This is a genomic window from Alphaproteobacteria bacterium, assembly GCA_033344895.1.
In the GTDB taxonomy this organism is placed as follows: Bacteria; Pseudomonadota; Alphaproteobacteria; order UBA8366; family Aestuariispiraceae; genus Pacificispira.
Window position 1 is genome coordinate 205,520 of the sequence record JAWPMN010000001.1, and the last position, 25,096, is coordinate 230,615.

19 protein-coding genes are annotated in these 25,096 nt (G+C 63.0%); 11 read left to right on the top strand and 8 right to left on the bottom strand.

The genetic code is table 11. From position 1 onward, the window contains the following. The first annotated feature begins 17 nt into the window (after window positions 1-17). Window positions 18-806 carry a L,D-transpeptidase family protein gene (locus tag R8L07_00970; protein ID MDW3204084.1) on the top strand — a complete coding sequence of 263 codons (789 nt, stop codon included), beginning with the start codon at window positions 18-20 and terminating at the stop codon, window positions 804-806. Here the strand turns inward: R8L07_00970 and R8L07_00975 are convergent, their stop codons facing one another. Further along, window positions 807-1,097 (bottom strand): DUF2312 domain-containing protein, encoded by a 291-nt coding sequence (locus R8L07_00975; GenBank protein ID MDW3204085.1) that lies wholly within the window; start codon window positions 1,095-1,097, stop codon window positions 807-809. A 149-nt stretch (window positions 1,098-1,246) separates the two neighbouring features. Between R8L07_00975 and hemN the strand changes: the two genes are divergently transcribed. After that, window positions 1,247-2,452: an oxygen-independent coproporphyrinogen III oxidase gene (hemN, locus tag R8L07_00980; protein ID MDW3204086.1), complete on the top strand. Its 1,206-nt coding sequence runs from the start codon at window positions 1,247-1,249 to the stop codon at window positions 2,450-2,452. A gap of 241 nt (window positions 2,453-2,693) precedes the next feature. After that, a complete protein-coding gene (locus R8L07_00985; GenBank protein MDW3204087.1) occupies window positions 2,694-4,850 on the top strand; it encodes a methyl-accepting chemotaxis protein in 2,157 nt (718 codons plus the stop codon). Between the two features lie 25 nt (window positions 4,851-4,875). On the opposite strand, the gene dgcA is transcribed toward R8L07_00985, so the two are convergent. Together dgcA and dgcN are read right to left on the bottom strand one after the other, a co-directional pair. Beyond that, window positions 4,876-5,907, bottom strand: a complete 1,032-nt coding sequence (dgcA, locus tag R8L07_00990; GenBank protein MDW3204088.1) for an N-acetyl-D-Glu racemase DgcA — start codon at window positions 5,905-5,907, stop codon at window positions 4,876-4,878. Further along, complete coding sequence (gene dgcN, locus R8L07_00995) at window positions 5,864-6,859, bottom strand: N-acetyltransferase DgcN (GenBank protein MDW3204089.1); 996 nt, start codon at window positions 6,857-6,859, stop codon at window positions 5,864-5,866. Before dgcN ends, dgcA begins: the two co-directional genes overlap by 44 nt. A gap of 153 nt (window positions 6,860-7,012) precedes the next feature. Here dgcN and R8L07_01000 point away from each other — a divergent pair, with 153 nt between their 5' ends. Continuing rightward, a complete protein-coding gene (locus tag R8L07_01000; protein MDW3204090.1) occupies window positions 7,013-8,380 on the top strand; it encodes a DUF1800 family protein in 1,368 nt (455 codons plus the stop codon). Window positions 8,381-8,391: 11 nt separating this feature from the next. Next, window positions 8,392-9,612 (top strand): DUF1501 domain-containing protein, encoded by a 1,221-nt coding sequence (locus R8L07_01005; GenBank protein MDW3204091.1) that lies wholly within the window; start codon window positions 8,392-8,394, stop codon window positions 9,610-9,612. Between the two features lie 14 nt (window positions 9,613-9,626). Here R8L07_01005 and R8L07_01010 read toward each other — a convergent pair whose 3' ends face one another. The 3 genes from R8L07_01010 to R8L07_01020 form a co-directional block, all read right to left on the bottom strand. Continuing rightward, the gene (locus tag R8L07_01010) at window positions 9,627-10,448 is read right to left on the bottom strand and encodes a ferritin-like domain-containing protein (GenBank protein ID MDW3204092.1); all 822 of its coding nucleotides are present in this window, start codon (window positions 10,446-10,448) and stop codon (window positions 9,627-9,629) included. Beyond that, window positions 10,445-10,909, bottom strand: a complete 465-nt coding sequence (bcp, locus tag R8L07_01015) for a thioredoxin-dependent thiol peroxidase (GenBank protein MDW3204093.1) — start codon at window positions 10,907-10,909, stop codon at window positions 10,445-10,447. The genes R8L07_01010 and bcp overlap by 4 nt, the downstream gene beginning before the upstream one ends. A gap of 123 nt (window positions 10,910-11,032) precedes the next feature. Next, on the bottom strand, window positions 11,033-13,726 hold the full coding sequence (locus R8L07_01020) for a ribonuclease E/G (protein ID MDW3204094.1): 2,694 nt from the start codon (window positions 13,724-13,726) through the stop codon (window positions 11,033-11,035). 717 nt (window positions 13,727-14,443) lie between these two features. Between R8L07_01020 and R8L07_01025 the strand changes: the two genes are divergently transcribed. The 4 genes from R8L07_01025 (at window position 14,444) to R8L07_01040 (ending at window position 20,192) form a co-directional block, all read left to right on the top strand. Next, a complete protein-coding gene (locus tag R8L07_01025; protein MDW3204095.1) occupies window positions 14,444-15,685 on the top strand; it encodes an N-acetylmuramoyl-L-alanine amidase in 1,242 nt (413 codons plus the stop codon). A gap of 126 nt (window positions 15,686-15,811) precedes the next feature. Next, window positions 15,812-18,376, top strand: coding sequence for a penicillin-binding protein 1A (locus tag R8L07_01030; GenBank protein MDW3204096.1), 2,565 nt, complete (start codon window positions 15,812-15,814; stop codon window positions 18,374-18,376). Window positions 18,377-18,386: 10 nt separating this feature from the next. Further along, window positions 18,387-19,217, top strand: a complete 831-nt coding sequence (gene rlmJ, locus R8L07_01035; protein ID MDW3204097.1) for a 23S rRNA (adenine(2030)-N(6))-methyltransferase RlmJ — start codon at window positions 18,387-18,389, stop codon at window positions 19,215-19,217. A 51-nt stretch (window positions 19,218-19,268) separates the two neighbouring features. Further along, window positions 19,269-20,192 (top strand): pirin family protein, encoded by a 924-nt coding sequence (locus tag R8L07_01040; GenBank protein MDW3204098.1) that lies wholly within the window; start codon window positions 19,269-19,271, stop codon window positions 20,190-20,192. On the opposite strand, the gene R8L07_01045 is transcribed toward R8L07_01040, so the two are convergent. Then, entirely contained in the window at window positions 20,164-23,085 is a 2,922-nt protein-coding gene (locus R8L07_01045; GenBank protein ID MDW3204099.1) for an HD domain-containing phosphohydrolase, read from the bottom strand. The genes R8L07_01040 and R8L07_01045 overlap by 29 nt on opposite strands. A gap of 202 nt (window positions 23,086-23,287) precedes the next feature. Then, window positions 23,288-23,641, bottom strand: coding sequence for a hypothetical protein (locus R8L07_01050; GenBank protein ID MDW3204100.1), 354 nt, complete (start codon window positions 23,639-23,641; stop codon window positions 23,288-23,290). 52 nt (window positions 23,642-23,693) lie between these two features. On the opposite strand from R8L07_01050, the gene R8L07_01055 reads away from it, so the two are divergent. Beyond that, window positions 23,694-24,731 (top strand): RluA family pseudouridine synthase, encoded by a 1,038-nt coding sequence (locus tag R8L07_01055; protein ID MDW3204101.1) that lies wholly within the window; start codon window positions 23,694-23,696, stop codon window positions 24,729-24,731. Between the two features lie 84 nt (window positions 24,732-24,815). After that, window positions 24,816-25,004, top strand: a complete 189-nt coding sequence (locus R8L07_01060) for a (2Fe-2S)-binding protein (protein ID MDW3204102.1) — start codon at window positions 24,816-24,818, stop codon at window positions 25,002-25,004. The last annotated feature ends 92 nt before the right edge of the window (window positions 25,005-25,096 follow it).

Below are 25,096 nucleotides of genomic sequence, written 5' to 3' on the forward strand. Positions count from 1 at the left end.
CGGGCACATTCCCGGCCATGACACACACCAGTTTCGTAACCGCCTTCCTGGCGCTGCTCTCCCTCTGCGCGGTCATCGCCGCGCCGGTCATGGCCTTTTTCTGGTCTCGGGCCGTCCTGCCACCGCCCGTGCAGGTCTCGGAACGCCTGCTGCCGACACCTGAGGCCGCGCGACACACGGTGGCCAGCCGCCTATCCCAGTTCGGGCAAGCGGCGCGGACCCGTCTGCAGCCGGCCTTTCAGGAAGCCGATCTGCCTTATCCACCGGCGGAGGTCGTCATGGTCGGCCTGAAGCGCGAGCGCAGACTGGAACTCTACGGCAAGGCCCCGGAAGGAGAGCTTCAGTTCGTCAAATCCTATCCGCTTCAGGCGTGGACAGGGTCTCTGGGCCCGAAACTGATGGAGGGGGACATGCAGATCCCTGAGGGCGTTTACGGCGTGGAGTATCTCAACCCCAACTCCGTCGCCCATGTTTCACTGAAAATTGGATACCCGAACCCTTTCGAACGGGCCAGAGGCGTCGAGGACGGGCGCGACAATCTGGGCGGCGACATCATGATCCACGGCTGGACCAACGGGTCCCAAGGCTGCATCGTCGTGAAAGACGAGGATGTCGAGGAGATATTCACTCTGGCATCGGATACGGGGCTGGGCCGGATGCGTATCCTGCTCGCGCCGTCCGACCTTCGCCGGAAACCAGCCGAGATTCCGGCTGAAGCCCCGCCCTGGACGGAAGCCGTCTATCGCGACCTGGTCGACGAAATGGCACATTTGCCGCTTCCGTCCATCCAGGTCGCGGGTGACTGATCAGGCCATGCCCAGCGCGGCCATGTAGGTTTCCAGCAACGCATCCTCTTCGGCGCGGTCGTCCGGATCCTTCTTCCGCAGTGAAACGATCTTGCGCATCGTCTTGACGTCGAAGCCCTGGCTCTTCGCCTCGGCATAGACTTCCTTGATGTCGTCCGCGATGGTCTTCTTCTCTTCTTCCAGGCGCTCGACCCGTTCGATGAAGGACCGCAGACGCGCACCGGTTGCGGTTTCGGTGCTGGTTTCCGTTTCGCCCTGCTGGGTATCGGTTTCGGCGGCGAGATCGGCCATGGATAAGGACCTTGTCTGTTCGGGTGGGATTGGGGCGGGACTGTACCTCCGCCCCCCTGCCCCTTCAAGACGGCAAGCCGGATAGACGGACGAAAACGGGATTGATCGGGATCAATGCCCCGCCGCGGGCGCCCTTGCATGATAGGGGCATGAGACAGGATCTGATCAGACGGTACGGCGGGGCCGCCCCGCGCTATACCAGCTATCCAACGGCACCGCATTTCTCGGACACGGTGGGCCCACCCCAATACCGGGAGCGCCTGTCGCAGCTGCCGGCGGATGAACCGGTGTCGCTCTATCTGCATGTCCCGTATTGCGACACGCTGTGCTGGTTCTGCGGTTGCCATACGAAAATGACGCGACGCTACCGACCGGTTTCCAACTATGTCGACACGTTGATGCAGGAACTGGTCCTGATTGCCCAGACCGCCCCCAGGAAGCTGCGCATGTCCCATATGCATTGGGGCGGCGGGTCGCCGACCCTGCTTCAGGCGGACGATATCCTGCGTCTGGCCCGCGCCGCGATTGCGCTGTTCCCGCCCGCCCGGGGTTTCGAATTCGCGGTGGAGATCGATCCAAGAGGAACGGGAACCGACCGGATCGCTGCCCTTGCCAGGGCGGGACTGACCCGTGCCAGCATCGGCGTCCAGGATTTCGATCCGACGGTACAGCGCGCGATCAACCGGATTCAGACATTCGCGGAAACCGCCGACGTCGTTCGGAATCTCAGAGATCACGGGATTCAAAACCTGAATCTGGATCTGATGTACGGCCTGCCGCATCAGTCCAGGGTGCGAACCTTATCGACCGTGCGACGGGCACTGGAACTGGAGCCCGCGCGCGTTGCCCTGTTCGGATATGCGCATGTGCCCTGGATGAAGACCCATCAACGGATGATTCCGGAAGAGGCCCTGCCCGGTCCGGCGGAGCGGCTTGAGACATTCGAAGCGGCCGCCGCGCTGCTGACAGAGGCGGGCTATGTCCGGACCGGCATCGACCATTTTGCCAAGCCGGACGATTCCATGGCGCAAGCCTTCGAACAGGGGAACTTGCGCCGCAATTTTCAGGGTTACACGACCGACCGTGCGGAAACACTCATCGGCGCCGGGGCCAGCGCCGTCAGTCGGCTTCCAGGCATGTATGCCCAAAACTCCGTACCAATTCAGCGTTATACCGCCATGGTACGGGAAGGCGACCTGCCGGTCGAAAAGGGTGTCCGCCTGACCAACGAAGATCGCATGCGCGCCGAAATCATCGAACGCATCATGTGCGACTTTGCGGTCGATCTGGGCGCCATCTGCCGTCGACACGGCACAACTATTGAACGCATTTCAGAATCAACCAGACAACTGTAAGAATTCATGTGCGATAACTTAGTCATATTGGACGAAAACCGTTTATCCGTACAACCTATCGGAATACCATTCATCCGAAATATTGCATCCTGCTTCGATAAATACTTTGTGATCGGCAAAAAAGTTCACTCTCCGGCCATATAAATTAAACTTCTAGAAAGTTTTTAGGTAAATTATCTCCAGTACGAGGGTGGGACCTTGCACACGCTCCGGCGTCTGGGCCGGGGACTGGGGAATGAAAATGTCGATCAAGAGCTTGCCGATAGCGCGCAAGACGGCGCTACTGCTTATCCTTTCGGCACTGGCACTGGGTGGCAGTATTGCGACAGTCAGCGCCTGGCGAACACACAACCTTTCCTTCGAGCTGATCGAAGAAGAGCTTCACGCCATCGCGGTCGGAAGAGCGGGTGCCCTCACTGCCTATCTGGCATCCATCGAGCAGGACCTTCTGATCACCGCCCGAAATGAACAGACCATCGACGCCGTGCAGGCCTTCACTGCCGCCTATCAGGCGCTGGGGAGCAATGCGGAAGCAGCACTGCAGAAGGCCTATATCACCGACAACCCGCACCCGACAGGGTCCAAGGAACAGCTGGATGTCGCGGATACGGGCACGGAATACGATGCCCTTCACGCCCGTCATCACCCGTATTTCCGTTTCATGCTTCAGCAGCGCGGATATTACGACATCTTCCTGTTCGATACGGCGGGCAACCTCGTCTATACGGTGTTCAAGGAACTGGATTACGCGACGAACCTGAACACCGGGGAATGGAAGGGCACCGATCTGGGCAACGCCCTCCGCGCAGCCCTGGCTGGGTCCGGGCCGGCACCGGTCGCGTTCTTCGACTTCAAACCCTACGCCCCCAGCCACGGCGCACCGGCCAGCTTCATTGCGACAAAGATCAATGATACGGACGGCAAGACAGTCGGCGTTCTGGTCTTCCAGATGCCCATAGACCGCATCAATGCGGTGATGGACGAGGCCGGGGACATCGGGGAAACCGGCGAGGCTCTCATCATCGGGGAAGACCACCTGATGCGCAATCAGTCCCGGCTGACCGATGAACCGACAATCCTGCAGGCGTCGCTGGTCTCAGACGCGGTGGACGCCGCCCTTTCCGGTAAGGAAAGCGCCGGCGTCGAAGCTCATGGCGATATCAGCTATGCCGCTGCCGTGGCTCCAATGCGCTTCCACGATGCCAACTGGGCAATTGTGGCCCGAATCCAGAAGGATGAGGTCGAAGCCCCGGTGATGAATGGCATTCTGATCATGGTCGCCCTGTCCGTCGGTCTGATCCTTGTCATCGCCGTTGTCGGGATTTTCTTCGTGCGTGGTCAGATCGTGCGCCCCCTTGTCGGACTTGCCGACACGATGAAGGCCTTGGCCAGCGGCGAACGCCAGATCGAAGTTCCGGGCGCCGATCGCGGCGACGAAATCGGCGGAATGGCCCGCGCGGTCGATGTCTTCAAGCAGGCGCTGCTTGAAAATGACGATTCACAGGCTCGACAGGCAAGAGAGAACGAACTTCGTCAGCGCCGACAGGAAAAAATCGACTCCCTGATCAGCAATTTCACCACCAGCTCGGAAGCTGTGCTGGGGCAGTTGAACCAGGCCTCCGGCGCCATGTCTCAAACCGCCGAAGACCTGACCCGCAGTTCGGAAGAGAACATGGGACAGGCATCCAGTGTTGCGTCAGCGGCCGAACGGACTTCGGGCAGCGTTCAGACGGTGGCCAGCGCGGCCCAGGAACTGTCCGCCGCCATTGGAGAGATCGGCGTTCAGGTCGAACGTTCCAACGAAGTGACCCGAAACGCGGCGGATGAGGCCCAGGCCACGACCGCCAAGGTCGAGGCTCTGCGGGAAGCCGCCGAGAGCATTGGCGCGGTAATCACCCTGATCAACGACATTGCGGAACAGACCAACCTGCTGGCGCTAAATGCGACGATCGAAGCCGCCCGCGCCGGGGAAGCCGGAAAGGGGTTCGCCGTCGTGGCCAGCGAGGTCAAGTCCCTCGCGGCTCAGACCAGCAAGGCGACGGAACAGATCTCGTCGCAGATCTCGGGCATGCAGGCTGCGACGTCGGATTCGGTGGAGAGCATCGCCCGGTTTACCGAGACAATCCGAACCCTGAACGATATCGCCAGCGGGATCGCAAGCTCCGTGACAGAGCAGCAGAGTGCGACGGAAGAGATCGCACGCAATGTCGAGGCGGTCGCAGCCAGCACCGATGAGGTCACCGGCAGCATCGGTCTGGTCCGTCAATCGGCCAACGACAACCGTCAAACAGCGGACAAGGTTCGGGATGCCGCGAGCACGCTGTCGAAGGAGGCGGAGGTACTGAGCCGCGAGGTCAAGACCTTCCTGCAATCCATCGCCGCGGCCGACGAGGCCTGATGCAGTCCCGCTCCGTGGTGGCGCTCTACCCCCAGAGCGCTGCCACGGGCGGCAGCATCGTGGACCCCTCGAACTCGAACGCCGGCTCCCGGTCTTTCGCCAGCAGCAACGGACCGTCCAGATCGACAACCTTCGCGCCCTGCGCGACCATGAAGGCCGGTGCCATGCCCAGCGACGTCGCCAGCATGCATCCGACCATGATCTCCATCCCGGCCGATTCCGCCGCCTCTTTCAGGGCCAGTGCCTCGGTCAGGCCGCCGGTCTTGTCGAGCTTGATGTTGATCATCTCGTACTTGCCGACCAGTTTCTCGAATCCGTCCCGCGCATGGGCGCTTTCATCGGCGCACAGAGGTACCGGATGGGCGAGTTCGACCAACAGACCGTCGTCAGCCGCCGGTAGGGGCTGTTCGATCATTTCGACCCCCAGCGCGGAGAGCTTTTCGGAGAACGGCTCCACCATCGCGGCGGACCAGCCCTCATTGGCATCGACGATCAGACGCGTATCCGGTGCCGCCTCCCGAACCGCCGCTACCCGCTCCAGATCGCCTTCGCCTGTCAGCTTCAGCTTGAACAGCGGCCGCGTCGCGTTGCGTGACGCCGCCGCCGCCATGTTTTCCGGCGTATCCAGGCTCAACGTATAGGCCGTGACCAGGGAGGTCGGCGCCTGAGGCAGTCCGGCGGCCCGCCAGACGGGCGTACCACTGCGCTTCGCCTCCAGATCCCACATCGCGCAGTCCAGCGCGTTACGGGCCGCGCCGGCGGGCATCACGGCGTTCAGGGCGGCACGGTCCTGTCCGGCTTCGACACCGGCACGGAACTCCCGAATCTGGGCCATGACACTGTCGATGCTTTCGCCATAGCGGGCATAGGGAACACATTCCCCACGCCCGACCATGCCGTCCGCCTCCAGTTCCGCCACCACGACCTCGACACTGGTCTTTGACCCGCGCGAGATCGTGAATGTGCCGGCAATCGGAAAGCTGTCGTGACGAACCGTCAGTTTCACCATGACGTCAGAGCGCGTCGACCAGTCGGCCGGCGCCCTGCCGGAAGGCATCTACCGTAGGCAGCCCCAGTTCCTTCTCAACCTCTTCGAGGTAGGAATCCTGACGGTCCTTCGGCAGCGCGGAGGTATTGACGGAAACACCGATCACGCGGGCATCCGGATTGACGATCCGGGCCATGCGCTCGTTCAGGTCGATGCATTCCTTCAGGCCCGGCAGCGGGAAGTCCGGCAGTCCGCGCATATGGGTGCGGGTCGGTTCGTGACACAGGACCATGGCATCGGGCTGGGCGCCATGCAGCAGACCCAGGCTGACGCCAGCAAAGGACGCATGGAACAGCGAACCCTGCCCTTCGACGACGTCCCAGTGATCGGCGTCATTCGGCGGGCACAGTTTTTCCGTGGCACCGGAAATGAAATCGGAAATGACGGCATCGACCGACACGCCGGAACCGGCGATGAAGATGCCCGTCTGACCCGTGGCGCGGAAATCGGCCTTCATGCCGCGCGCCTTCATTTCCCGCTCGATAGCCAGTGAGGTGAACATCTTGCCGGCCGAACAGTCGGTGCCGACCGTCAGCAGACGTTTGCCCGGCCGACGGGACCCTTTTGCGACTTCGAAGTTTTCGGTCGGATGACGTACATCGAACAGCTTGCGGCCATGTTCGGCGGCAAGGCTGGACAGCGTTTCGATATCCGTAAGACGGTTATGCAGGCCCGACGCGACATCGAAGCCCATGACAAGGGCCTGTTCCAGGGTCGAGAGCCAGGATTGCGGAATGATCCCACCCCGGTTCGCGACGCCGACGATGACCGTCTTGCAGCCGGCGGCCTTGGCCTCTTCCAGCGTCATGTCGGTCAGGCCGAGATCCGCCTTGCAGCCATCGAGGCGCAACTGGCCCTTACACCATTCGGGACGCCACTTGGCGACACCGTTGGCCACTTTGGCGGCCAGGTCGTCCGCCGCGTCGCCCAGAAACATCAGATACGGATTTTCGATTTGCATGACCGAGAATTCCCCTCGAACAAAGTGATTTGCGCGGTTTTGCCCGCGGCGGCGCACTATAAGGTCGTGGAACACGCCCGTCACGCCTTGTGACGAAACGGAATCGCGATACGGTTTCCAAGCTTTGTTGCCGCATGGGAGCGACTTCGCCCGATGGCTCAACCCTACCCGAAGGAATTCACGCCCGAAATCCGTTTCGCGGCCATCGCAGCATCGCGCTTCGGTTATGGTGCGCGTCCCGGACAATTGGCGGCCATCTCCGCGGATCCTTCGGGCTGGTTGATGTCGCAGGTCTCCGGCGCCCCCGAACCCAGCCCGGAATTGAGCGCCCTGCCGGACAGTCGGATGCATGCCGCGGCCCTGCTAGCAGCGCATGCGGCGGGACCAGGGGCCGTGCGCGTTCATCGGCGCGAGGCACAAGCCACTTTCGAACGCGAAGCCCGCGCCCATATGGCCCATGCCCTGTCCAGCCGCGCCCCGTTCCGTGAAAGGCTGGTCCGGTTCTGGTCCAACTTCTTCGGCATCACCGCCACCGATCCGAAATCCTTGTCGCTGGCTTTCGCCTTTGAGCGGGAGGTCGTGCGCCCGAACCTGACCGGCAGCTATGCCACCATGCTGACGGAGGCCGTTCGACATCCGGCCATGCTTCTGGCCTTCGAGAACAGCGGATCCTTCGGAAACTATTCCGATGCCGGCCTGGGCGGCGGCTCCGGCCTAAATGCGGCATTGGCGAACCATATCCTGTCGCGGCTGACCATCGCCGACGAGTCCGCCTATACCAACCGGGATATCATTGAACTGACGAAGATGCTGACCGGCTGGTCGGTTGCGGGACCGCAGGAAGGCGCCCCCGGCAGCTTCGTGTTTCGGCAGGCCCTGCACCAGCCACAGGGCAAATTCTTCCTGAACCGGGCCTATCCGGCCGCCGGGGCACTGGAGGCGGAAGCGGCCCTGGACGCGCTGACACGGCGCGAGGCAACCGCGCGGAATCTGGCGACCCGAATGGCCCGCGCCATTCTGGCGGACACGCCGTCTGAATTCGTTATCGATTCCATGATCTCCGGCTATGCCGGCGGCGGCAACAGTTTGCGCGGGCTGGTCAAGGGCATGGTCGATGCTTCGGAAGCCTGGAAACCGGAAGGGACGAAGGCCAAGTCTCCGGAAGACCTGGTCCTGTCCGTCGCCCGCAGCCTCGATTATGGCCCCTCGATGGCCGGTGTCGCGTTGCGTTCGCTGCGGTCGTTGGGACAGGCCCCGAAACGCGCACCGGTCGTCGCCGGCTGGCCCGATCTGGACGCGGCCTGGATGGCCCCGCAGCAGATGATCGAACGGGTGCAGTGGGTCGCGGCGGCGGCAGCCGATCGCGTATCCGTACTGGGCCGCACACCGATCCCGGAGTTTGCACTGTCGATCCTGGGGCCGCTGCTCCGGCCATCGACATATCGCCGGCTTTCGGTGACACGGGACCGTGCGGAGGCATTGGGCCTGCTGTTCGCCTCCCCGGAATTTCAGCGTCGGTAGGGAAAATGAGCTTGAGGAACCCGACCCTATCACGACGCGCGCTGCTCTCCCTGGGAGGAGCGGCCGCGATTACGGCCTTTTCCGGGGTCCGGGTGACCTATGCAGATGGACCGCGGGATCGGCCCCTGATCCTCGTACTGCTACGCGGGGGGCCGGACGGACAGGCTCTCCTGCCGATGCATGGCGACCCGGCCTACCGCAGCGTGCGCGGTCCCCTGGCCCTTCCCGGGCCGGATTCTCCAGGCGGAATATATGATCTCGACGGCTCGATCGGGCTTCACCCGAATGCGGGCGAACTCATTCCGCTGTGGCAATCGGGACAACTGGCCGTTCTGCCCGGTGTCGCATCGCCTTACCGCGGCGACTCCCACGCCGAAGCCATCACTGTCCTGGAGTCCGGATCGGCGGGAGTCGAGGCCGCGATGGACGACGGCTGGCTGAACCGCGCGATCGCCGCCAGCGGCGCCGCCGAAGGCGAGGCGGCCGCCATCGGGCATCCGGTCGGGAACACGCCCCTGATCCTTCGTGGCACCGCCGATGTCACTGCGATTTCCGGCACCGAGCCCCCGTCCCCCGACGAGCGGCTGTTTGCGAAGGTTCAGGCGCTTTATGCTGAGGATCCCGCCCTCGCGGAGACATTGGGGGCCGGTCAAAAGTCCCATGACATGCTTGCCTCTGCCCTTGGCGGCGACCATGCGGCCGCCAACGCCATGGGGCGCCACCCACAGGCCTTCCCGCTGATGGCCCGAACCATAGGTGAGGCAATCGCAGACGGTAGCGCGCCAAGCTGCGCCGTGATCGAGCTGGGCGGTTGGGACACCCATATCCAACAGGGCGCCGAGCGCGGGCCACTTGCGCGACGCATTGCCGGACTGGCCGGCGGACTGGCCCAACTGACGGAGTCCCTGGGTGCCATGATGGCACACAGCATGATCGTCGTTATCGGCGAGTTCGGGCGTTCCGTATCGCCCAATCGGGCCGGAGGCACCGATCCTGGCCTCGGCGGTGCGGCCCTGGTCCTCGGCGGTGGAATTGACGGTGGAAAGCGGCTCGGCCCGCTGCCCAGCCTCGCGGCTGAGTCTCTGGCCAAGAACGGCGCCTTGGTTCCGACGGTCGACAGTCGCGCCCTGTTCAAGGCGGTGCTGGCCAAACATTGGAGGGTCAGCGCATCCGCCATGAACAAGCGGATCTTTCCCGATTCAGGCGACGTGCCGCCGCTGCCGGGGCTTTAGCAATTCGCCGATTGTCAGGCCTGTGATGCCAAGGGTCCGTAATAGGATTCGGGGAATCCGGCGCGGGCACGGCTCTCAACATTGAAGGGCGGGCGCAGCCCTCCCTTGAAATGCCGCTTCACCATGGATTGCCAGGTCTCAACCGGCTCGACACCGCGTTCCGAGCAGACATGCTCGAACCAACGCCGTCCCACCGCGACATGGCCGATTTCGTCGTCGTGGATGATCTGCAGGGCCGCCGCGCTTTCGGGGTCGCCCGCCGCTTCCAGCTTTGCAATCATCGCTGGCGTCACGTCGAGACCACGCGCCTCCAGCACCATCGGAACGATGGCCAACCGTGCCAGAACGTCATGGGCGGTTTCCATGGAAGCCTGCCACAACCCGTCATGCGCCGGGAGATCACCGTAGCTGGCGCCAAGCCCTCGCAGGCGGTCATCCAGCATCAGGAAGTGCCGCGCCTCGTCGTCGCCGACGGCAATCCAGTCATCGAAGAAATTCTCCGGCAGGCCGCTTCCCGCGAAGCGCGCAACGATATCGAAGGCCAGATCAATCGCATTCAGCTCGATATGGGCAAGGGCATGCAACAGCGCGATCCGGCCTTCCGGGGAGGGTCCGATCTTGCGGCGCGGCACATCCTTCGGACGCTTCAACTCGGGCTGCGGCGGCCGGGCCGGACGCTCCGGCACCGGGCGGGGCCCATTGCAGCATTCGACACCCCGGGTCAGCCAGTCACGCGCAACGCGTCGAGCCGCATGCGCCTTTTCCCGCGCATCGGAGGTTTCCAGAACCTCGATCGCCGCGCAGGCCAGGGTCCGTTCGTTCTTGCGGGGGGTCAAAGCGATTTCACGGCAGCGAGGACTTCATCGACGTGACCGGGCACCTTTACCTTGCGCCAGATCTTCGCCAGCTTGCCGTCTCCGTCAATCAGGAATGTGGCCCGTTCGATGCCCATGTATTTCCGTCCGTACATGTTCTTTTCGACCCAGGTGCCGTAGGCCTCGCACACGGATCCGTCCTCGTCGGACGCGAGGGGAAAGGTCAGGTCATACTTGGCCTTGAACTTTTCATGCTTGGCGACCGTGTCCTTCGACACCCCGATCACGGTAGCGCCGACACCGGAGAAATCCGGCAGCGAGTCGCGAAATCCGCAGGCTTCCTTCGTGCACCCCGGGGTATCGTCCTTGGGGTAGAAGTAGAGCACCACCGGCTTCCCCTTCAGATCCGACAGCCGGGCCGTACCACCACCATCCGTCGGCAATGAGAAATCCGGGGCGGTGTCGCCCTCGCCAAGTGCCATCGCGTCGCTCCCAATCTGTTTCGTCGAACATCCGACACGCGTCATGTAGCGCGTCTGCAAAACTCTGCAAGGGCCGGACAGAAAACCGCCCCGCGAGATATCACCTAGCGGGGCGGATAAGACTCAACCCAGAACCCGGTTCCACCAGCCGCGTTTCTTCGGCTGGGACGGGGTGTCGTCGTTCCCGGCCTCAGCCGCGTCAGACGACTCTTCCGCTGCCGGTTCCGCACTGTCATCGGATGGTGCGGCTTCGGGCTTCGGCGGCTCAGGGGCCGGCTCGGGGCTTGGTTCGGGGGACTCCGAGGGCGCGTCGCTGTTGGCGGCGGCCGGGACATCGACCTGTTCCGCCGGTTCAGCGGGTTCCGGCTTGGCCGCAGCGGCCTTCTTGCGGGAACGACGCGGACGTTTCGGCTTCTCTTCCGATTCGGCCTTGGCCGCTTCCGGATCGGAGACCACGGCATCCACGGCTTCCGCTGCAGCCGGCTTCGCAGCGGCGGCCTTCTTGCGGGACCGGCGTGGACGCTTCGCTTTCGCTTCCGCCGGCTTCTCTTCTGCCGGTTCGTCCGAAGCATCCGCCTTGTCCGAAGACGGCTCGACAGCTTCCGGCGACTTGGCCTCTGCCGTTTCCTCGCCGGTTTCCGTCACGGTCTCCGTGGCGGCAACGTCCGTATCTCCGTCATCCCCCGCCTCACCGGATTGGGCCTCACCGGATTGGACGTCATCGGACTGGGAGTCTTCCGACTGTGCGTCACGACGACGACCGCGGCTGCGACGGCGCCGTTTCGGCTTCGTTTCCTCACCGCCCTCGTCGGCCGCATTGTCATCGGTCTGGCCCGCGTCCCCCTCCGAATCGGCGGACTGTTCCTCACCGCCTTCGCCGGATTCCTGAGTACCATCCTCGTTGCGATTGCGTCCGCGTCGACGCCCGCCGCGACGGCCACGTTTACGGCGACGGCGACCACGGTCGTCCCCGCTGCCGCCCTCACCGTCAGACTGTTGATCGCCCTCAGCGGATTCCTCGGCCTCCGACTCGTCTTCGACCTCCTCCGCATCCTGGATATTCTGATCTTCGTCATCCCGGCTGCGGCCACGACGACGACCGCCGCGGCGACCACGACGCCGTGACCCGCGATCTTCGTCGCTGTCACCGCCCCGATTGCGTTCGCGATTGTCCTCAGTCTGGGCTGTCTGCTCCCCGCCTTCGCCTTCGATCGTGCCGGAGCGCTGAATTTCGAAGTTGGGCGGCAGCATTCCGTCGACCGCCTCGATCGTAACGGTGAAACCGTAGCGGCTCTCCATATCGGTCAGCGCGGCGCGTTTGTGGTTCAGGATATAGAGGGCAACCGATCCCGGCACCTTGACCGTGATCTCGCTGGCACGACGGCGCAGCCCCTCTTCTTCCAGCGCCCGTGTCACCATCAACGCGGCCGATTCCGTCGACACGATATAGCCAACGCCGCCGCAGGTCGGGCAGGACTGGCTCATCGCTTCCAGCAGGCTGGGACGCAGCCGCTGGCGCGACATCTCCAGCAGCCCGAAGGCCGAAATCCGACCAACCTGAATCCGTGCCCGATCCCGGCGCAATGCCTCCTTGAGGCGACGCTCAACCGCGTGATCGTTGCGGTTCTCGTCCATATCGATGAAGTCGATCACGATCAGACCGGCCAGATCGCGCAGACGCAACTGACGCGCCACTTCTTCGGCCGCTTCAAGATTCGTCTTGAGGGCGGTCTCTTCGATATGACGTTCGCGAGTCGCCTTGCCCGAGTTCACGTCGATCGCCACCAACGCCTCGGTCTGGTGGATAACGATGGATCCGCCGGAGCGCAGATGAACCGTCGAATCGTGGATCAGGGCCAGTTGCTGCTCGACCTGATAGCGGTGGAACAGCGGGATACCCTGCTCGTCCTTGTAGGGCTGAACCTTCTTAGCGTGGCTGGGAATTAGCGCGCGCATGAAGTCCTTGGCGACGCGATATCCCTCATCCCCGGCGACCAGGACCTCCTCGATGTCCTTGGTGTAGAGATCTCGGATCGCCCGCTTCACCAGGCTGCCTTCTTCATGGATCAGGCTGGGCGCCGTCGATTCCAGGGTCCGTTCGCGAATTTCATCCCACAGCCGCATGATGTAGTCGAAGTCGCGCTTGACCTCGGCCTTGGAGCGTTCCGCCCCGGCGGTACGCAGGATGACGGCCATACCTTCCGGAACACTGAGTTCCGACAGGATGGATTTCAGGCGCTTGCGGTCCTGAACATTGGCGATCTTTCGGCTGACCCCGCCGCCGCGCGACGTGTTGGGCATCACCACGCAGTACCGGCCGGCCAGCGACAGATAAGTCGTCAGCGCCGCCCCTTTGGTGCCGCGTTCTTCCTTGACCACCTGCACCAGCATGACCTGCCGGCGCTTGATCACTTCCTGGATCTTGTACTGACGACGCAGGCGCGGACGGCGGCGTGCCGCTTCCTCAACCGCTTCGTCGACGCCTTCTCCGGCGCCCATATCCTCGACACCGTCGCCGGCCTCACCATTGACGTCGTCCTCATCGGCATCGACGTCTTCGACCAGCTCTTCCCGGTCCGAGACCGGAATACGGTAATAGTCGGGATGAATTTCCGAAAAGGCCAGGAAGCCGTGGCGATTGCCGCCATATTCCACGAACGCCGCCTGCAGCGAAGGCTCCACCCGCGTCACTTTCGCGAGGTAGATATTGCCCTTTATCTGCTGTTTTGTGGTGGTTTCGTAGTCGAATTCCTCAAGCCGGTTGCCGCTGACGACCGTCACCCGGGTTTCTTCCGGATGGGTCGCATCTATTAACATGCGTCTTGTCATATACTCCTACCTCGGCGGTTCCGGTCCCGATCGGGCGGCCCGCCGGCAGCCGTTGTGCGAGCGCGACCGCTGCCGTTCCGCGCCGGTAACGGCCGGATCGGGAGGGACGTGCGCCGAATGCCGCGCGCGCCATGGGCGCGCCCGGGGTCGGTGTGCAAATGCTCGCTGGTTTCATCATATCGCTTGCGCGTCTCGAATAATCATGTCCTGTGTCCGGCACTCTCGACCCCCGTCGCATGACCCCGAAATTTTGGAGCACGACAACGGGCCGGCGGCGCCGAAAATCTCTTCCCGACGCCCAGAAACCTTCTTTTAGAAAAGTTCATGTACGCCGTGTGGCGGAGTGTCTCGCCTGGCGGCATCCGTCGCGCCGACCCTGCCCGCAATTGGACAGGCGGAACGCTGAGTTCCGGATGACCGCCCCCGCATCCGTCCCGCATTTAAAATTCGACGCACGGCGCGCCCTTTCTTCCGGCGCTGCCGCTCGCCCCCTGCGGTGGACACGAAACGGACTCTCTCGACGGCTAGACTATCTGCCGCGCGGTTCTTTAACAACGCAATTCACGCACCAATTTCAGAAAGTTCTTCCAAACCGGCCGACGGGGCAGGTGTTGCGCGGTTCGCCTTTGAGTTTTCCCGCGACTCAGGCCATAGATGCTCCGTACGGGCGCACGGAATGGCAGCGCAGGCGAAGGCACGGTGCTTATGCCCAAAGGTATCCGGATCGAGCGCATCCTTCGGATTGCCGCGTTTCTGACGCTGGCGATCGGAATGGCGCTGATGACCGGCGCGACTGTTCGCGCCGAAGGACCGGTGCTGTCCGACGCCCGGATCGGAGTGCATGACGGCCAGACGCGCTTCGTTCTGGAGTTCACCCAAAGCGTCCCCTACAAGATTTTCACGCTGGCCGGCCCGGACCGGGTCGTTATCGATCTGCCTTCCGTCGACTGGCGCGGACCGAAATCTGGTCAGGCCGGCGGGCGCGGGCTGATCAGCGGCTATCGACACGGCCTGTTCAAGCCGGGCATCACCCGTGTCGTCATCGATCTTGCTGCCCCCGCCTCCGTATCGAAGCATTTCGTGCTTGGCGCGGGCGGCGGCGCAGGCCCACGGGTCGTGGTCGACCTCGCCCCCGCCGTCCGCACCGTGCAGAGCGCCGAACCCGAGGAATCGCCGAGTTGGGCCGCCTATGCGTCCGAACTGTCGCGCAACGCCCCTGCCACGACAGCCGCCGCCACGCCGACCGACTCCTCCAAGCGGATCATCGTGATCGATCCCGGTCATGGCGGTGTTGACCCGGGTGCCATTGGTGCCAGTGGCATCTATGAGAAGAAAGTAGTTCTTTCTTTTGCGAAGACGCTGCAAGCCGCCCTTGAAGGCACGGGCCGCTACGACGTGGTGATGACTCGCGACCGGGACATCTTCATTCCGCTACGCGACCGATATCAGGTGGCACATTCGGTCGATGCCGGACTGTTCCTGTCGATCCACGCGGATTCCCACAACAGCGCCAATCTGCGCGGCCTCTCCGTCTACACCCTGTCCGACAAGGCTTCCGACAAAGAGGCCGAGGCGCTGGCCAAGAAGGAGAACCTTTCGGACGTGCTGGCAGGGACCGATCTGACCGGCTACGAGGCGGACGTGACCTCGATCCTGATCAGCCTTGCCCAGCAGAGCGTGAAGCAGAGCAGCGCCCTGTTCGCCGAAACGCTGGTCGACGAAATGAAGAAATCGGTCAAGCTGCTGCGCAATCCACATCGCTTTGCCGGTTTTGCAGTGCTGAAATCCCCGAATGTCCCGTCGGTCCTCATCGAATTGGGCTATCTGTCGAACCGAACCGATGAGGCGAACCTGATGTCCGAGGCCCAGCGCCGGAAAATGGCGGCCAGCATGGTTCAGGCGATCGACCTCTATTTTGATCGCAAGGAAGCCCTCGAACGTTCGTGACGCGCCCCTTGTGCCAGGTCGGCGGTCCGTGCCGCAATTGCGTCATGGAATCGCCCTACCGCTTCCTATAGTTTAGGAGATGCTGGAAAAGTTCCGGCCCTATGAGTGTAACCGGTTGAGACGATTATGCGATTTGTCAGGCGTGCCTTCCTTTATCTGTTCTTTCTGGGTCTGCTGGCCGGTGTGGTCGGTGTCGGCACGGTCGGCTGGGCGTTCTGGGAATACGGAAAGGATCTGCCGGACTACAAGTATCTGGCGGATTACGAGCCGCCGACATCGACACGTGTCCATGCCGGGGACGGGCGGCTGCTGGCCGAATTTGCGGTCGAATCCCGCGTCTTCGTGCCGATCGAGGCCATTCCCCGCCGCGTAACCCAGGGGTTCATCGCCGCCGAAGATCAGCATTTCTACGAGCATTTCGGCGTCGACCTGCAGGCGCTCATGCGGGCCGTCGTCACCAACGTCGTCCATTACATCCAGGGCCGCCGGGTCATCGGGGCTTCGACCATTACCCAGCAGGTCGCCAAAAACTTCCTGCTGACCAATGAAGTGTCGATCAAGCGCAAGATCCGTGAAGCGATCCTGGCGCTTCGTATCGAGCGGGCGATGGACAAGAACCGGATTCTCGAGCTTTACCTCAATGAGATCTATCTGGGGTATCGCTCTTATGGGGTTGCCGCGGCGGCGCTGAACTATTTCGACAAGAGCCTGGACGAACTGACGGTGGCCGAAATCGCCTATCTGGCCGCCCTGCCCAAGGCACCGAACAACTACCATCCGATCCGGCGCCGCGAAGCCGCCGTCGCGCGGCGCAACTGGGTTGTCGGGCGGATGCTGGAAGAAGGCTTCATCACCGGCGAAGAGGCCGCGATGGCACGCGCGGCGCCTCTGGACGTGAAGACCCATCTGGCGGCGGATTTGGTTGATGCGGGATATTTTCTGGAAGAGGTACGGCGTGAACTGGACGACCGCTTCGGTGAAAGGGGACTTTACGAGGGCGGCCTATCCGTTCGGACGACCCTGGACCCGGTCCTGCAGGAATATGCCCGCGCCGCGCTGCGCGACGGGCTGATCGCCTATGACCGGCGCCATGGCTATCGCGGTCCGATCGGTCGGGTCGGCGAGAACGAGCCATGGCATCCCGCGCTCACGGCCTTCGAGAAACCGAAAGGGGCGCTGGACTGGCAGATCGCCGCGGTCCTGAAAGTCGACCGGGACTCCGCCGAAATCGGACTGCCGGATGGATCGACGGGCACACTGCCCCTGGCGGAATTGCGCTGGGCCCGCAAGCCGAACAATGACGAACGCCGTACGGTCGGCCCGTCGATCGGCAAGGTCGGGGATGTCCTCAGCGAGGGCGATATCATCCTGGTCGAACCGGTGCGCGAGGGCGCCCCGGCCAAGGACGGCGAACCGCCGGTCGAATATCCCGAAGGCACCTTCGCCCTGCGCCAGATTCCGGAAGTGAACGGCGCGATTGTCGCGATGGACCCGCATACCGGCCGTGTCCTGGCCATGAGCGGCGGCTGGAGCTTCGAGACCAGCCAGTTCAACCGGGCGACGCAGGCCTATCGTCAGCCGGGCTCATCCTTCAAACCCTTCGTCTATCTGACAGCGCTGGAGAATGGATACACCCCGGCGACCATCATCCTGGACGCCCCCTTTGTGATTGATCAGGGCGAAGGGCTGGGAAAATGGAAGCCATCCAACTTCTCCCGGGAATTCTATGGCCCGTCCCCGATGCGCATCGGGATTGAGAAGTCCCGCAACCTCATGACGGTCCGGCTGGCGCAGGCAATCGGCATGGATAAGGTGTCCGAAACCGCAGAGCGTTTCGGCATCAAGGAGGCCATGCCGGCTCAGCTCGCCATGGCCCTGGGTTCCGCCGACGTCTTGCTGATCGACATGGTATCGGCCTATGCGGCGCTGGTGAACGGCGGCAAGAAGATCACACCGACGCTGATTGACCGCATCCAGAACCGGAACGGCAAGACGGTCTTCCGCCATGACGACCGTCCGTGCGAAGGCTGCGATGTGCCTTACTGGGACAATCAGCCGGTACCGGAACTGCCGGACACCCGTCCGCAGATCACCGACCCGGCCTCCGCCTACCAGATCGTCACCATGCTGGAAGGCGTAGTTCAGCGCGGCACCGGCCGCCGCATCGCGGAACTGGGCAAGCCCCTTGGCGGCAAGACCGGCACGACCAACGATTCCAAGGACAGCTGGTTCATCGGCTTCTCGCCGGACCTTGCGGTCGGGGTTTTCATCGGTTTCGACAATCCGATCCCGCTGGGTTATCAGCCCTGGGGTGGACAAGAGACCGGGTCCTCCGTGGCGGCACCGGTCTTCAAGACCTTCATGGCGGACGCGCTGGCGGACAAGCCGGCGATTCCGTTCCGGACGCCACCGGGTATCCGCATGGTCCGTATCGACGCAGAGACCGGGAAACTGGCGACCCCATCCAGCGGAAAGGTGATCACGGAGGCCTTCAAGGCAGGCACAGAACCGGGCTCTCAATCCAGCGCCGTATACATTTCCGGGACCAATGCGCCGGTCCTTCCCGTGGTTTCGGAAGACGGCACCTCGGTCAACGGTCAGGGCAGCGTCGATACATCGCCGGTTCCGGGCAGCATCCCCGACACCTCTGGCACGACCCAGCCACAGACCGCGCCGAGCGGCCTTTACTGATCGGGCCGTCGTGAATTACCGACACGCGTTCCATGCCGGCAATTTCGCCGATGTTCACAAGCATTGGATCCTGTCTCTTCTGCTGCGCCGGCTGGCCGCCAAGGACAAACCCTTCTTCGTCCTGGACAGCCATGCCGGTGCGGGGTTCTACGATCTGGCGCGAGAGGAAACAGGCCGGACCGGTGAGGCCGCGAACGGTATCGGGCGCCTGATCGATCTCGACGAGCCCCCACCGTCCCTTGGGCCCTATCTGGCCGCCATCCGGGGGCTGAACCCGGAGGGCGGACTGCGCTGGTATCCGGGATCGCCCTGGTTGATCAGCCATTTCCTGCGCCCGCAGGACCGGCTCGCGGCGGTCGAGGCGCATGAGGAGCAGTCGGCGCTGCTGCGGGCAACATTGCGCGATGCGCCCAATGCCCGGGCCTATGCCCGGGACGGATATGACGCCATTCCCTCGTTACTGCCGCCGAAGGAACGGCGCGGACTGACCCTGATCGATCCCCCCTATGAGGATCGAACGGAAGTGGCGCGCATTGCAAAGGCCGTCGCGGATGGCATGAAACGGTTTGCCACGGGCAGTGTGGCCATCTGGTATCCGATCAAAACCCATATGCTGGGTGACGCCCTGGCGGAGGACCTGCCCCCCGCGGAACGCGGCCGTATTCGCTGCGAGATCTGGGTGCGCCCGACCGATCGAGAGGATGCCGGCCTGACCGGAAGCGGTGTCATCCTGTTGAACCCCGTCTGGCCCGTGCAGGACACGATCGCCGCGGAGCAGCCGGCCCTCGCCGCCCTGCTCGCGAAGGAGGACGGTGCCGGATCCCGCATTGTCTCCTTCTGAGCCGACCGAATTGTATATTGCAGACTGACGTCCCTTGCCGGAGCATGAAAGATGAGCCACCACGACGCCCCGGAGCCCGACTGCCACGGCGATGACTGCCATCCGGTCGACCTGGTCATCGAACCGAAGATCCGGAACATCGGTGCCTTCGAAGTTCGCCGCGTTCTGCCGGTCGCACAACGTCGTTCCGTCGGCCCCTTTGTCTTCTTCGACCAGATGGGGCCAACGACCTTCGAGAACGGACAGTATCTCGATGTCGGACCGCATCCGCATATCGGGTTGTCGACCATCACCTGGATGACCGAAGGGGAAATTCTGCACCGGGACAGCCTGGGATCCGTGCAGGCAATCCGGCCCGGCGACGTAAACTGGATGACAGCGGGCTCCGGCGTCGTGCATTCGGAGCGCTCTCCCGACAGCGAACGACGGGAGGGTGCGCGCGTCGCAGGCATCCAGGCCTGGATCGCACTGCCCGAAGCCGACCAGGAATGCGCCCCGTCCTTTCAGCATTACCCCGCCAATGAGATTCCCTGGATCGACCGCCCGGATGTGCGCGCCGCCCTGATTGTCGGCCACGCCTGGGGACTGGAATCGCCGGTCGCCACCCCGACAGAGACCCTCTATGCCGACATCGACCTTTCGGCCGGTGCCACGCTGCAATTGCCGGACGAAACCCCGGAACGGGCGATTTACGGGCTTGAGGGGGATTTCCAGCTCAACGGAACGGTCTTCGCAGCCGGCCAGATGCTCGTTCTGAAGCCAGGCGTCTCCGTGGCAGTGACGGCCGGCCCAGCCGGTGCGCGGATGATGCTGTGCGGCGGAGAACCGTTGGACGGGCCGCGCCACATGTACTGGAATTTCGTGTCCACGTCGAAAACACGGATCGAGGAGGCCAAGCGGGATTGGTCCCAGGGAAACTTTGGTTCCATCCCGGGCGAAGGGCCTGTCATTCCGCTGCCGGGAGAACGCGCCTGAGCGCATCCAGATCGATATCGTCGATCTGATCCGGGCGCAGGTATTTCCGGGCATAGTCCAGATAGATTCCGGACCGCAGGAAAAGGTCGAACAGGTCGGGGTCGATATGGCTGTCCTTGACCATGAACCCCATGATCCTGAGAGCCTCGGAGAGTGTCTTCCCCTTCTTGTAGGGCCGGTCGACTGCGGTCAGCGCCTCGAAAATGTCCGCAACCGCCATCATCCGGGCGACCATCGACATTTCGTCCCGATGCAAGCGTTTCGGATAGCCCGTGCCATCCATCTTCTCATGATGTCCACCGGCCAGTTCCGGCACCTGGCGCAGGTGCTTGGGGAACGGCAATCGGTCCAGCATCTTGATGGTCTGCACAATGTGCTCGTTGATCTTGTAACGATCCTCATCGGTCAGGGTCCCCCGGGCGACCTTGAGGTTATGGATCTCACCCCGGTTATACAGATATTCGGGAACGTCCATCCTGAACCCCCAGGGATTGTCGGGGGCGATCCGATCCGCTTCCGGTCGCTCGAAGAGATGTTCGGGGCGGTCTGACAGCAGCGGCTCGGTCACCGGCAGACCGGACGACGCGCCTGCCCGCTCCTTGCGGGCCCGCTCGTCGTGGGACACGCCCAGCCGATCATCCAGCGTGCGCGTCCAGGTTCTGCCGGCAATGCGTTCGATCTCATCCATCCGATCGGGGGACATGAACTCCCCCCCTTGATTGCATTCCGCCAGAAACGCGAAATCGGCATCCAATGCCGCCAGTTCCGCCTTCAGAGCCGCGTCGTCCGCAGGGTCCCCGCCGGTTTCCAGAACCTGCCGCAGGAATGCGATTTCCGCCTCTCGCTTCATGACCTCGACCCGCATGCGGACTTCGTGAATGCGGTCGTAGATGGTTTCCAGCTTTGTCGCCTTGTCGACGACGAATTCGGGGGTCGTCACCTTCCCGCAGTCGTGCAGCCAGGACGCCACATGGATGGCCTCCCAATCATCCTCCGACAGACGAAAGCCACCGAAGGGCCCGTCCGTCGCCCGGTCCGCTTCGGCCGCCAGCATCTTGGTCAATTCGGGCACACGGGCACAATGACCGCCGGTATAGGGGCTCTTGGCATCAATCGCGCCGGCGATCATCTGGATGAAGCTTTCGAACAGCTCCTTCTGGGCGGCAATCAGCTGGCGGGTTTCTACGGAAACCGCGGCGGCCCCGGACAGGGCTTCGGTGAACCGAACCAGCGCCCGATCCATGGAGTGGCTTTCGATCAGCAACAGGACACCGACCAACTCTTTCTGGCGATTGTAGAGTGGGGCAGCCAGAAGGAATTGCGCGGGCTCCGAAAGGTGGGCGTCGATCCCGACCAGTCCACAACGCTCCAGTTCCACCGTGTTGGCTTCGGCGCTTTCGGCGTTCTCATCCGCAATCGACCGGACGACAACATTGTCCCGATGCTGCAGCAGGATTTCCGGTATCGAAAATTCAAGATCGGTCTGATCATCGAGGCGGGCGGCATGCGGTACGAGGCGGCGCTCATCCGCGTCCGTCAGATAGAGAATCCCCGCTTCGGTGTCGGTCGTCGCGATGATCTCGTCCAGAAGGCGCCGAACCAGCCTGTCGAAGTCTTCCTCCGCCGCTATGGCACGGTTGATTTCCAGGAAGCGCTGAATGGTCATACGCATCCCGTCGATCGTATGGGACAGTTCGGACACTTCCAAAATCCGGGTGCGGGTCCGGATCGGATCGTCGAATTCGAAGGAAGCAAGCCCTCCTACCTCCTCCGACAGCGCCTTGAGCGGGCGTGAGATCTGGCGCACGACGAACAGCCCAACCGGGAAGGCCAGAATAAGGATCAGCAGGATCAGAACGCCCTGTTTCTGGGCGATGTCCCGCGACGCGGACAGCATGTCGCTTACCGGCACCGCAAGCACGATCATCGCCGCCTCGCCCAGCCCGATATCCAGTTCACCGTATGAGTAGATCCAATCCTCGCCGTCGACCTCGATCAGACCATGATGGTCCTTGTCGCCCCGGGCAATCGAGGCCGCGACCTGCGAGAGAACCGGCACGCCGAGTTGGTCGACATGGATGCGCGATGCCCCGCCGTCGGCCTCCTGCCGGATGATTCTGGACAGGTCCGTATAGGCAATCAGGGTGCCGTCCGGTTCCAGAATGGCGACTTCCGAAGATTCCGTCGGACGGACATCGGCGACTTCGGCCGCCAGTTGCTCCAGGGTCGCGTCCATGCCCAGGATGGCCCCGGCATTGGCGGCGCGGCGTGACACGGTAATTCCGACCTCACCCGTCGTATAGAACAGATAGGGGCGGCTGATCCTGGGTGCGCCGGTACTTTCGCTGGCCTGGTACCAGGGCCGGCGGCGCGGATCGTAGTCGTAATCCGGCCTCTCCAGCGCCTGCAACAGACGAATCCGCTCATCGTAGTAGCGGTATTCGCCGAGCATGGTGCCATCCCCCTGCTCTGTCAGCGTCTGGACCAGATAGGCGGCATCCGACGGGGCCTCGAAGAAGACTCGCACTTCCTGGTCGTTCAAGCGCCGTACCAGGATGAACTCACCATTGGGATACCCGGCATAGACCGACTTGACCGTCGGGTTCACGCGCAGGCTTTCCACCAGGATCGGCAACCGGTCGAGCCGCGCGGGCAGGTTTCTGGCCAGGGATAGCCGGTCGTGGATCAGAAGCCCCAATTGCGACTGGATCGGTTCGACCAGCCGTCGACCGCGTTCGTGCAACAACCGATGCAGGCTTTCGAACTGATCGCCCAGCGACGCCCGCATTGTGGAATTCATGCCGGAATACCCGACATAGGCGATCCCACCGCCGACCACGAGCATCATCGCAAGACCAGCCGCCAGAAGCACTGTCTGTACCGACAGCTTCACGTTCTGAAAGTAATGCAGCGCAGGTTCCCCAGGATGCCCGATTTCGTCCCGGGGATTGTTTTAGCGCGTCGAAGCACCTGCTGTAACCAAGTTTTCGCGCTTTACCTGAATTCGGTGGCTTCAGGCAGATTACTGCGAGAAGCCTCGACATGACATGCGCTTCGGGGTGAGGGGCGTTGCAACCCACCCGTCCCGCTTCAGATCACGGCGTGGCCGGGTCGACTTCGTAAAGCAATGTGCCCGTGCTGTCATAGGCGCGGACGACGTCACGACCGTCTTCCGTTCGGATCAGAAGGTAAAGCCGGCCACCATCCGCGGTCATGGACAGGACACCGCCGGACGCCCCACCCGGTGCCGGGTTAGGCATGGATGCGGGAACCGTGGCGGATGTTTCGGGACTATCGGAGGAACCCAGCTTGCCCGCCTTCATGGCGATACCGTATACCAGCCCTCCCAAACCCAGGACGATCAGGACGCCCAGGGTCGCAACGACGATGACGATGCCGCGATTGGCGCGGACCGGATGTTCATTCGGATCGATGTCGTTCTGGGCCATGGCAACTGGTTCCTGAATATCCGGCATGCCGACCGGATCAGAGGTGGATACGATGACCGACGGACTTCCCGAAGACGACGACAACCCCGTGATCGCGGGGGCCGGCGACGACGCCGGTGGCGCGGTCCTGCTGACCGTGACGGACGATGCCGAAGGTACCCGCCTCGACCGTTATCTGGCCGATGTGCTGCCGGACCTTTCCCGAAGCCGGGTTCAGGCCCTGCTGCGGGATGGCTGCGTCCAATCGGAAAGCGGCACGACAGTATCCGACGCCTCGGCGAGGGTCAAACGCGGTGCGACCTACTCCGTGACGGTCCCTGCCCCGGAGGCCGCGACACCCGAGCCGCAGGACATTCCCCTGAACATTGTCCATGAAGACGCGCATCTGATTGTCATCGACAAGCCGGCCGGCATGGTCGTGCATCCCGCCCCTGGAAACCGTGACGGCACCTTGGTCAACGCGCTTCTGCATCATTGCGGGGACAGTCTGCTCGGGATCGGCGGGGTGCTGCGTCCCGGCATCGTACATCGCATCGACAAGGACACATCCGGGCTCATGGTCGCAGCCAAGAGCGACAAGGCCCATGCCGGTCTGGCCGCCCTCTTCGCAGAACACGCGATCGAGCGGCTGTATCGCGCCATTGTCATCGGCGTTCCCGAGCCGGTCCAGGGCACCATCGACCAGAATATCGGTCGCCATCCGACCGACCGCATCCGCTTTGCGACGGTCAGCGAGTTCAGCGGTAAGACCGCGATCACCCACTACCGGCTGCTGGCCCAGTCCGACATGGCCGTCGCGGAAATCGAATGCCGCCTGGAAACCGGTCGGACCCATCAGATCCGCGTGCACATGGCCAGTGCCGGACACCCGCTGGTCGGGGATCCCCTCTATGGACGGTCGACCCGCACGCGTCGGGCCGCGCTGTCCCGCGAAAAGCGGATCGCCGCCGATGCCTTCCCCCGCCAGGCCCTGCACGCGGCCACTCTGGCCTTTCGGCATCCAGTGACCGGAGAGGACCTGTCCTTCGCGACCGAGCCACCGGAGGACTATCGCACCCTGAGATCACGGATGGGTCTCGACAACGGGTAGTTGCGACCGATTATCAGCGCGATTGACAATCATTATCATCAATACTATCTGAATTGCGTAGCGACCTAGGAGGTTATGCGCGCGATGTATGTTTGCATTTGCAATGCTGTATGCTCCGACCGGGTGTCCGCGGCGATCGATAGCGGACATCACGATCCGGAATCCGTCTATGCTGCCTGTGGCGTACGGCCGAATTGCGGCATGTGCGCCGAAACCATTGAAGAGATGATCTGGAGTCGCAAGGCGTCGGTCACGCCGGTGCCCGCGGAGTAGAATGTTCACGTTCCGCATGATGAGCCGGTGGATCCGCATGGCGGAAAGCCCCGTCAGAGAAGAGCCGGACAACAACGACGACCGTCAGAACC

What these genes read in the sequence shown, in the direction of transcription:
- R8L07_01025 (MDW3204095.1), top strand. Translation starts at nt 14,444, where the DNA reads ATGCCCAAAGGTATCCGGATCGAGCGCATCCTTCGGATTGCCGCGTTT.
- R8L07_01040 (MDW3204098.1), top strand. Translation starts at nt 19,269, where the DNA reads ATGAGCCACCACGACGCCCCGGAGCCCGACTGCCACGGCGATGACTGC.
- R8L07_01020 (MDW3204094.1), bottom strand. Translation starts at nt 13,726, where the DNA reads ATGTTAATAGATGCGACCCATCCGGAAGAAACCCGGGTGACGGTCGTC.
- R8L07_00985 (MDW3204087.1), top strand. Translation starts at nt 2,694, where the DNA reads ATGTCGATCAAGAGCTTGCCGATAGCGCGCAAGACGGCGCTACTGCTT.
- R8L07_00970 (MDW3204084.1), top strand. Translation starts at nt 18, where the DNA reads ATGACACACACCAGTTTCGTAACCGCCTTCCTGGCGCTGCTCTCCCTC.
- dgcA (MDW3204088.1), bottom strand. Translation starts at nt 5,907, where the DNA reads ATGCCTTCCGGCAGGGCGCCGGCCGACTGGTCGACGCGCTCTGACGTC.
- dgcN (MDW3204089.1), bottom strand. Translation starts at nt 6,859, where the DNA reads ATGCAAATCGAAAATCCGTATCTGATGTTTCTGGGCGACGCGGCGGAC.
- hemN (MDW3204086.1), top strand. Translation starts at nt 1,247, where the DNA reads ATGAGACAGGATCTGATCAGACGGTACGGCGGGGCCGCCCCGCGCTAT.
- bcp (MDW3204093.1), bottom strand. Translation starts at nt 10,909, where the DNA reads ATGGCACTTGGCGAGGGCGACACCGCCCCGGATTTCTCATTGCCGACG.
- R8L07_01000 (MDW3204090.1), top strand. Translation starts at nt 7,013, where the DNA reads ATGGCTCAACCCTACCCGAAGGAATTCACGCCCGAAATCCGTTTCGCG.
- R8L07_00975 (MDW3204085.1), bottom strand. Translation starts at nt 1,097, where the DNA reads ATGGCCGATCTCGCCGCCGAAACCGATACCCAGCAGGGCGAAACGGAA.
- R8L07_01050 (MDW3204100.1), bottom strand. Translation starts at nt 23,641, where the DNA reads ATGGCCCAGAACGACATCGATCCGAATGAACATCCGGTCCGCGCCAAT.
- R8L07_01030 (MDW3204096.1), top strand. Translation starts at nt 15,812, where the DNA reads ATGCGATTTGTCAGGCGTGCCTTCCTTTATCTGTTCTTTCTGGGTCTG.
- R8L07_01055 (MDW3204101.1), top strand. Translation starts at nt 23,694, where the DNA reads ATGACCGACGGACTTCCCGAAGACGACGACAACCCCGTGATCGCGGGG.
- R8L07_01060 (MDW3204102.1), top strand. Translation starts at nt 24,816, where the DNA reads ATGTATGTTTGCATTTGCAATGCTGTATGCTCCGACCGGGTGTCCGCG.